Genomic DNA, 9,233 nt, shown 5'->3' with positions numbered 1-9,233 from the left:
ATTTTAATTTTAAATATTTACCATTTAAAGAAGCTGTTAAACTCCCTGTTTTTCTTTCAAGACATGTTTGTTTAAAAAAAATCAAAGGTAAAGTTATTATCAATTCTAAAATAAGAACAGGAATGATAAAAATAGGTTTTGGTGATGTTAGTATCTTTGATAATAAAAAAAGTAGAACTATTTTAAAACTTACTGGAACAATTATATTTAACGGAAATACAGACATTGGTCATGGAGCATGTTTATCTATTGGAGGTGTTTTAGAATTAGGTAATAATTTTAATATTACAGCAGAATCATCTATAATATGTTCAAAAAATATAAAATTTGGAGATAATGTTTTGATGTCATGGGAGTGTTTGTTTATGGATAGTGATTTACATACTATTATAGATGAAAAAGGAAACGTAATTAATAGTCCAAAATCAATTATTATTGGTGATAATGTATGGATAGGGTGTAGGTGTACACTTTTAAAAGGAAGTAGGATAGCCAATGGTTCAATTATTGGAGCCGGTTCTATTATCACTAATGATATATCTATGGACTCGGGATTATTTGTTGGTAGCCCAGCTAGATTAATTAAAAAAGGATTAACATGGAATTAAATAAAAATAAAGGAAACGATACTGTGTTAGTTTCCGTCTTAATGACGGTATATAATAGAGAAAAATATATTGCAGAAGCTATAAAAAGTGTTCTTGCATCAACGTATTCTAATCTAGAATTAATTGTAGTTGATGATAGAAGTAAAGACAATTCTGTTAGTATTGCTAAAGCATTTGCTAAAGAAGATACACGTGTACATGTCTATATAAACGAACAGAATTTAGGCGATTATCCTAATAGAAATCAGGCGGCATCTTATGCTAAAGGGAAGTATATAAAATATGTCGATGCAGATGATATGATTTATCCGCACGGACTAGAACTATTGGTTTATTATATAGAACAATTTCCAGATGCTGGTTATGGCTTATGTTCTTTACCTCAAGATAAAACAAAAATGTTTCCCTTTCAATTGAGTACTTCAGAAGCGTATAAAAGACACTATTTTGAACAACAATTATTTCATAAAGCACCATTATCAGCTATTATTAACAAGTCTGCTTTTGATAAAGTTGGAGGTTTTAGTGGAAAACAACACTTAGGTGATTTTGAAATGTGGCATTTATTATCTCAAAAATTCCCTGTCGTATTAATGCCTCATGGAATTGTATGGTATCGAGAGCATGATGATCAACAGATGAATGATAATCGTACAGACCCCTATGTTCCGTTTAAATATATTTTAGCAGCAGAAGAATTATTAAAGAGTGATAAATGTCCATTAATAGGTGAAGATAAAGAAAAGGCTATTAAAAAAGTTAAGAACCAGCAATCTAAAGCAATAGTGTCCGCAATTAAGCATCATTCTTTAAAAAAAGCTATAGAAATGAAAAAAGCTAGTACTTTAAATTATATAGATATAATTAAAAATAAATTAGGTTAATGAAGATTATCTTAGGATTCATTAAGTATCATATTAATCATCTTGTTAGGCAATTATTCTGGGTATTAAAGCTTAGTCAATCTAATATAGGTAAAGATGTGTCCATTCAATTTCCTGTTATTAGAGAAGGTAATGGGACGTTTAGTTTAGGTGATAAAAGTAAGCTTGAAAAACGTACAAATATTGGTGTTGGAAATAAAGCTATTTTAGACGTGGGAAAAGATGCTCTTTTTGAAGAAGCATCTACAATATTGGTGAATAAGAATCATTCATTAAAAATTGGAGATCAATTTAAATTGGGTGCACATGCTCGTTTGTATGTGAATTCAGATTGGAGTTTTGGTAGCGCAGTGAAAATAGAAACACACTGTGCAATTTTTGCTCGAGAATCAGGTTATGTAGGTAAACTGATAATAGGAGATCATTCTCATATAGGTGATTTTACTATTATAGATTTGGTTAATGATGTTGTTATAGGATCAGATGTTGCTATAGGTCCAAATTGTACATTGTATACGCACGATCATGAATATAAAGATAAGAATGTTGCTGCTTGGAAAGGCGGTATTGTTTCAAAACCTATTCAAATAGAAAACGGAGCTTGGATAGGATCTAATGTAACTATATTACCAGGTGTTGTTATTGGTGAACGTGCTGTTATTGCTGCGGGTTCTGTGGTGACAAAAAGTGTGGAAGCAGAAACAATAGTAGGAGGAATTCCTGCAAAATTAATAAAAAGGATAGTGTAATGAAAACTATTAAAGTTTCAGTAGTTATCCCGCTTTATAATGCGAGTACGTTTCTAAAAGAAACTATTGATTCTGTATTGAATCAGTCTCATACTAATATTGAAATTATTATTATAGATGATCATTCTACAGATGATTCTTTTAATAAGGCTTTAGAATTTCAGTCTGAGAATATCATCGTTAAACTCAATAAAGGTAAAGGTGCGTGTGCGGCTCGAAATTATGGTTTTGAATTAAGTACAGGAGACTATATTCAGTTTTTAGATGCCGATGATATTTTAAGCAAAGATAAAATTGCAAAACAAGTTGAGGCTCTAAACGAATCGAAAACGGAATTGGCTGTATGTAATACGGTTCATTTCTCTGGTAGAATTGAAGAAGGTAAATGTGTGGATCATGCTTATGTTTTCTCTACTTCAAAACCAGATGAGCTTTTTATTAATTTATGGGGAGGTAATAATTTACCAATGCATATGATACAAACTAGTGCCTGGTTAACACCTAGAACTTTAATTGAAAAAGCAGGATTGTGGAATGAATCTTTAGCAAAAGATCAAGATGGTGAATTTTTTGCGCGAGTTGGTTTACAAAGTTCAGGTATTATTTATGTTCCTGAGGTTATAAATTACTACAGAAAACATAACACAGGTAAAAATATAGCCTCACAAAAAAAAGAAATTCATTTAGATAGTCTTCTTAAAGCTACAAATTTAAAAGCTAAATATTTGTTTTCTAGAACAGAATCTGATGCTTCAAAACAAGCCATTGCAACGCAATATAAACATGTAGCTATAGATGCATGGCCACAATATAAAACGATTTATAATACGGCAATTAGTAAATGTGAAGCTTTAGGAGGAAGTAACTACAATCCTGTTTTAGGCGGGAATATTATAGAGCTTATTAAGAATACTTTAGGATGGAGAACAGCCAAGTTAGTTGCATTTTATGGTAGAACATTTTTAAACAGATAATTTAAGTAATTTGAAGCATTTACTATTCTTAACCACTAATAATTTAGCCACTAATCCACGACTTGTAAAAGAGGTGCAGTTGGCTCTGCAACTTAAACATCGCGTAACTATTATAATGTTTAAGCTTAATAATTGGAGTGATGCTAAAAGTATTCAGCTAAAAGATCAATTATTAAGAATTAATAACAACGACGAAAGCTATTTAACTATAGAAGAAATAGAAGCTATTCCTTCAAATAAATTAAAATGGATTTGTTTAGGAATTTCAGAAAAGTTAGCTAAAAAAGTAACCGGTTTTATTTCTACACATCTTAAATTAAATGCTTTAGCGAATAATAGAAGGTCTCTACAGATTTACGATTTAGCAAAAAAAATTAAAAACAGACCCGATTTAATCTGTGCCCATAATATGGGGGCTTTATATCCAGCACAGAAATTAAGTGCGTTGTGGAATGTGCCTTTTGTTTTTGATGTTGAAGATTATCATCCTGGAGAAATAGTTTCCACAGATGGAGACGTTGCAAAAAAACGAACGGAGTTTCTAATGAAATCCCTTTTGCCTAAAGCTAAAAGTCTAACGTTTGCTAGTCCGCTTATAGGTAAGTATACTCTAAATTTAATTGAAGGGCATCCTAGTCATGCTGTCGTTTTAAATGGATTTAACGATAATGAATTCAATTTGTTATCTTATTCAGAACATGATTTAAATAAAAAAGAAACCCCTTTAAAATTGGTCTGGTTTAGCCAAAAGATTAGTTTTGGACGTGGTTTGGAACAATTGTTTAAAGCTTTAGAAGTGATTTCGAAATCAGATACTAATATAGACATAAGCTTAACGCTTATAGGTGAATTAGATTCAAATTTTGAGACACAAGAACTTTTAAAAATTTGTAAAGAATTAGAGCATACAAATTTGAGTATAATCATAAAAGAACCTTTAGGACAACAAGAGCTACATGACACATTAAATCAGTTTGATATTGGTTTGGCACTAGAGTTTAATTCTAGAGATTTAAATAGACAAATATGCTTAACCAATAAAATTATAACCTATGCGCAAGCAGGATTATATATTTTAGCCACAAATACAAAAGCACAAGAGCAGTTTATTACAGATTATCCTGAATTAGGTATTTTAAGCAATCAATCTGAGGTTGAAATTTCAGAAACCATAGTAAAACTGTATCAAAATAAAGATCAAATTAAAGTGAATAAAGCTTCTAGATTCCAAAAAGGAAAAACTTTGAGTTGGGATGCAGAACAAATTAAAATTCAAAAACTTTGGAATCAAATACTATAACAAATAACGTTTTGAAAACAGTACTCATTATATATCCACACTGGGTTCCCGCAAATCTTGCAGGTGTTCAACGACCACGTTTAATAGGGAATTACTTAAAGCAATTTGGTTATAAGCCATTATTACTTACTGTAGATTCTAAATATTATGAGGAAACTCCGGACCCCCATATTTCTAAAACAGCTTCGAAAGATATTGAAGTCATTTATACCAAAGCATATAAAGTTTCAAAACCACGTATTATTGGTGATATTGGTTTAAGAGCATTTCCATTTCTTAAAGAAAAGGCTTTACAAATATGTAAAGAACGTAAAATAGATTGTATTTGGATTCCTATTCCTTCATTTTACACAGCCATTTTAGGGCGTGTTTTACATGATAAAACCGGAATTCCTTATGGTATAGATTATATAGATCCTTGGGTTAGAGATATAACCAATCAAAATGATACGAGAGCCAAACTAAGTCAGACGGTAGCAAGAACATTAGAACCTTATGCTGTAAAAAAAGCAGCGTTTATCACTGGAGTTTCTACACCCTATTATTGGCCTGTTATAGAACGTAATTTTAAAACACCACCTGTACATGCTGGTATGCCATATGGTTTCGATCCAAATGATCATAAGGTTGAGCTTGAAGGTTTAAAAATGCCTTGGGATGATATTCCTAATTGTAAACCCTGGATTTATGCAGGGGCATTTTTGCCTAATTCTCATATGTTTATGGATGCTTTTTTTAAAGCGATATCAGAATTAAAAAACAAAAAGGAATGGGATTCTAATATCCGATTGTTTTTTATAGGTACCGGACCTTATCCTGCAAAACGTATTACTGCCTATGCTGCAGATTATGGATTAAAAGATATCGTTTATGAAGATAGAAACCGACATCCGTTTCTTAATATCCTAAATTATATAAGTAAAGCAGATCGGGTGCTTTTGTTTGGAAGTACAGAAAAACATTACACTGCTTCAAAAACCTATCAATGTTTGTTAAGCGAACGTCCGTTATTTACTGTTTTACATGGTGAAAGTCAAGCCGTACAAGTTATAAAAGACGTTAAAGCTGAAGCTTATTTGGTTGAGTATTTTGAAAATGAAAACAAAGCTCAAATTGCAGATAAAATTGAAACGGTTTTAAAGGAGTTTCAGAAAGAAAAAGAATGGAGTCCACTTTTGGAAAATATTGAACAATATTCTTCAAAACAATCAGCAAAAGTATTGGCTGAAGTTATGGACAAAGTTTTAAACCAAAAGTAGATAGTTTGAAAAAATTAGCAATAGTTACGACGCATCCTATACAATATTATGCACCTTGGTTTAAATTAATGGCTGAGCGAGGAAATGTAGAGGTAAAAGTGTTTTATACATGGTCTCAAGCTGCAGAAGAAGTAAAAGATAAAACATTCGGTAAAACTATTAAATGGGATATTCCATTATTAGAAGGCTATACGTATGAGTTTGTGAATAATGTTTCTGAAGATCCAGGAACACACCATAAAAACGGAATTGATTGTCCCGAATTAAATGATAAAATTAGTTCTTGGAAACCAGATGCGGTTTTAATCTTTGGATGGTATTTAAAAAGTCACTTAAATGCTATGAAGTTTTTTAAGGGTAAAATACCCGTTTGGTTTAGAGGAGACTCTACTTTATTGGACGATTCGCCTGGAATTAAACAAGTCCTCCGAAAATATTATTTAACCTATATATACAGGTTTATAGATAAAGCCTTTTATGTAGGTTCTCAGAATAAAGCCTATTTTAGATCAGTAGGATTAAAAGAGAGTCAATTAATATTGGCCCCTCATGCTATAGATAACGAAAGATTTAATGATTCTGAAAATAAGAATTATGAAGCTTTAGCGACAAAATGGCGAAAAGAATTAGGATATACATCAAATGATTTAGTAGTATTATTTGCAGGTAAATTCGAATCTAAAAAACAACCTGATTTTTTGTTGAAAGCTATTCAAAAGGCTAATATAAATAGAGAAACGGCATTAAAGTTATTAATGGTTGGACATGGTCCTTTAGAAAATGAATTACTTAAATTAGCAGAAAATGATTCTAATATAAAATTTATACCTTTCCAAAATCAGAGTAAAATGCCAATTTTATACCGTTTAGGGAATGTGTTTTGTTTACCATCTAAAGGTCCAGGAGAAACTTGGGGTTTAGCAGTTAACGAAGCTATGGCCTCTTCTAAACCTGTAATTGTAAGTACAAAAGTAGGTTGTGCATCAGATATTGTTCAAACAGGAAAAAATGGTTTTACTTTTAATTATCAAGATGAGCTAGCTTTAATAGATATATTTAATACCTTATCGATTGATAAATTGAAAACTATGGGAGATGCAGCAGAACAAAATATAAATAAATGGAATTTTAAAGCTATAGTAGAAGCTTTAGAACAGGCTTTTTAAATATAAATCTACGCTGTAATTGATATAAAAATTTTTACCTATTAGAAATAGATTATGCAAACCCAAGAAACAATATATATATCTGTTATCGTACCTTCATATAATGGGATGCCATTATTTAAGACATCATTAGATTCTGTTTTAAATCAAGAAGGTGTTTTGTTTGAAGTCTTAGTCGGGAACGATAGTCCTTCAGATGTTGAAACAAGGAAATATTTAGATCAACTTCAAAATAAAAATTTAAGAGTATTTCATAATGAACAAAATCTTGGTCTTTTCGGGAATTTAAATAATCTAATAAAGCACGCTAAAGGTGAAATTATACATTTATGGTCTCAAGACGATATCATGAATCCCTCTTGTTTATTAGAAACTGTAAAATTTCATAACGCTCATCCTAATATTGCATATGCATTTTCAAGAGTGGAAGTTATTGACGAAAATGATCAAATTATTGAAAAAACACCATTGTCAAACCATGACACCATGAGTGCTTTAACACATACATTAACATCGTTGATTGCAGGAAGCGTTCCTGGAAATATAGCCAATGTCTCAATTAGAAAGCATATTTTTGAAACATATGGATATTTTGATGTGACTTTAAAATACTCTGGTGATTTTGAGTTTTGGTGTCGTATAACAGAAGATTTACCAGTTGGGATTATACAAAAGTATTTGATTAAATTAAGAAGACATACAGGGCAGTTAAGTCGGAATCCTAAGATGTGGATTTATAGAATAGAAGAGAATGATGCCATAATAAATACATTATTGAAAAGAGTTCCTGAAAATAATATAAAATACATTAAGCGAGGTCTTAAATGGCGTGTTTATAATCAATATTTCGGTCTGTATTTAAATTTATTACGAACTGGAGATAAAAAAGCAGCTAAGCATTTTTTGGCAGTAATCAGGAAATATAGTAGTATACCTTCATATTATTTTAGGTATACTACTCTTAAAGTTTTAGGGATATTTAAGTTGAATAAAATTTTTTTAAACAAATTATATTATAGACAAGCTTTTGATACAGATGGAAGATAATAATCAAGCTATTTTAATTGCGGGAATGCATAGGTCAGGCACTTCTTTAAGTACAAATTTATTGCGAGAATCGGGCTTGTTTATTGGTGATGATTTGATGGATGGAGGGTTTGATAATAAAAATGGACATTTTGAGGATAATGAATTCGTAAACTTACATGAGAATGATTTAATAAGTAAGGGATATGAAAGTACAGGCTTGAAGGGTGTTGAAAAAAATAATTTTCAATTCGGAGATGTTAGCAAACCAATAGTTGAGGATCTATTAAAATCAAGAAAGTTATACAACGTATGGGGCTGGAAAGATCCTCGTAGTACTCTTTATTTATTAGAATGGAAAAAAATAATACCAGATCTTAAAGTAATCGCTATTTATCGAGATTATGATGAAGTTATAAATTCTTTAGATAGAAGATATAAATATAAAATTAAACATAGTGTCAACTACTCAAAATTTAGAAGTTTAGGGCACTCTATATTGTATCCTATTTACAGTAAATATTTACAATACAACCATTATAAAGCATGGGTTATTTATAATGAGAGTATTTTAAGATTCAAAGAGCTATATCCAGAAGATATAGTTTTATATAATTTATCTGACTTTATAAATAACTATAATAATAATATAGATACAATTAACAGTAAATTTGGTGTTAAATTAAATCATTATAATGTTGATAAAGTGTTTGAATCTGATACCTTAATAAATAAAAAAAATGTAGGATTCAAGTTTTTTAATAAAAAAAAATTAGAAGAAGTCATGCAGAAATTAAATAAAGAAGTTAGTGAATAAGGAAGCTTCTCGTATTATAAGTTTTTTAGTTATTCCTTGGTTATTGTTAGCTATAATCGGACCTCATTTTATGTCTAGTTTGTTAGCATTCTTTTCGCTATCTGTAGTTTTTCAGTTGTTTTTCAGACTCCGAAACCCTATTTATGCGACATTATTTTTTGCTTTACTATTTCAATGGTTAGCTATAAATATTAAGATAGTATATGGTAATATTTCAGGTCTTCCTTTGGAAGAACAATTTAGTTTCTATCAAAATATTTATAGATTATATGATGCGAATGCGATAAGTAATATAGGTCTTATTTGTTTTAGTCTTGGTTTATATTGGATGACAAATAAAAAAATGAGTGGATTAACAATCGATAAAATTATAGATTCTAGTTATTCTGTACGTAAAATATTAATTTGTTATTTAATATTGACTTTTGGTTTTTCATTTTTATTTATTTT

10 protein-coding genes are annotated in these 9,233 nt (G+C 30.2%); all 10 read left to right on the top strand.

All coding sequences use genetic code 11. The features are described from left to right. A partial coding sequence (locus tag AST99_RS12930; protein ID WP_057782274.1) for an acyltransferase occupies positions 1 to 608 on the top strand: 608 nt, incomplete at its 5' end. Continuing rightward, a complete protein-coding gene (locus AST99_RS12925) occupies positions 599 to 1,492 on the top strand; it encodes a glycosyltransferase family 2 protein (RefSeq protein WP_057782272.1) in 894 nt (297 codons plus the stop codon). The genes AST99_RS12930 and AST99_RS12925, both read left to right, overlap by 10 nt. Next, positions 1,492 to 2,241 carry an acyltransferase gene (locus tag AST99_RS18910; protein WP_057782270.1) on the top strand — a complete coding sequence of 250 codons (750 nt, stop codon included), beginning with the start codon at positions 1,492 to 1,494 and terminating at the stop codon, positions 2,239 to 2,241. The genes AST99_RS12925 and AST99_RS18910 overlap by 1 nt, the downstream gene beginning before the upstream one ends. Beyond that, a complete protein-coding gene (locus AST99_RS12915; protein WP_057782268.1) occupies positions 2,241 to 3,215 on the top strand; it encodes a glycosyltransferase family 2 protein in 975 nt (324 codons plus the stop codon). The genes AST99_RS18910 and AST99_RS12915 overlap by 1 nt, the downstream gene beginning before the upstream one ends. 10 nt (positions 3,216 to 3,225) lie before the next feature. Further along, positions 3,226 to 4,515, top strand: a complete 1,290-nt coding sequence (locus tag AST99_RS12910; protein WP_057782266.1) for a glycosyltransferase family protein — start codon at positions 3,226 to 3,228, stop codon at positions 4,513 to 4,515. An 11-nt stretch (positions 4,516 to 4,526) separates the two neighbouring features. Continuing rightward, positions 4,527 to 5,774: a glycosyltransferase family protein gene (locus tag AST99_RS12905; RefSeq protein ID WP_157486386.1), complete on the top strand. Its 1,248-nt coding sequence runs from the start codon at positions 4,527 to 4,529 to the stop codon at positions 5,772 to 5,774. A gap of 5 nt (positions 5,775 to 5,779) precedes the next feature. After that, entirely contained in the window at positions 5,780 to 6,940 is a 1,161-nt protein-coding gene (locus tag AST99_RS12900; protein ID WP_057782262.1) for a glycosyltransferase family 4 protein, read from the top strand. Between the two features lie 54 nt (positions 6,941 to 6,994). After that, positions 6,995 to 7,987, top strand: a complete 993-nt coding sequence (locus tag AST99_RS12895) for a glycosyltransferase family 2 protein (protein WP_057782260.1) — start codon at positions 6,995 to 6,997, stop codon at positions 7,985 to 7,987. Further along, the gene (locus tag AST99_RS12890; RefSeq protein ID WP_057782258.1) at positions 7,977 to 8,783 is read left to right on the top strand and encodes a sulfotransferase family protein; all 807 of its coding nucleotides are present in this window, start codon (positions 7,977 to 7,979) and stop codon (positions 8,781 to 8,783) included. Before AST99_RS12895 ends, AST99_RS12890 begins: the two co-directional genes overlap by 11 nt. Further along, positions 8,776 to 9,233, top strand: a 458-nt coding sequence (locus tag AST99_RS12885; protein WP_057782256.1) for a hypothetical protein, incomplete at its 3' end; no start/stop codon positions are given. The genes AST99_RS12890 and AST99_RS12885, both read left to right, overlap by 8 nt.

The organism is Formosa algae (assembly GCF_001439665.1).
Taxonomy (GTDB): Bacteria; Bacteroidota; Bacteroidia; order Flavobacteriales; family Flavobacteriaceae; genus Formosa; species Formosa algae.
The sequence above is the reverse complement of the archived record's forward strand: the minus strand, read 5'-3'. Positions and strand labels throughout refer to the sequence as shown.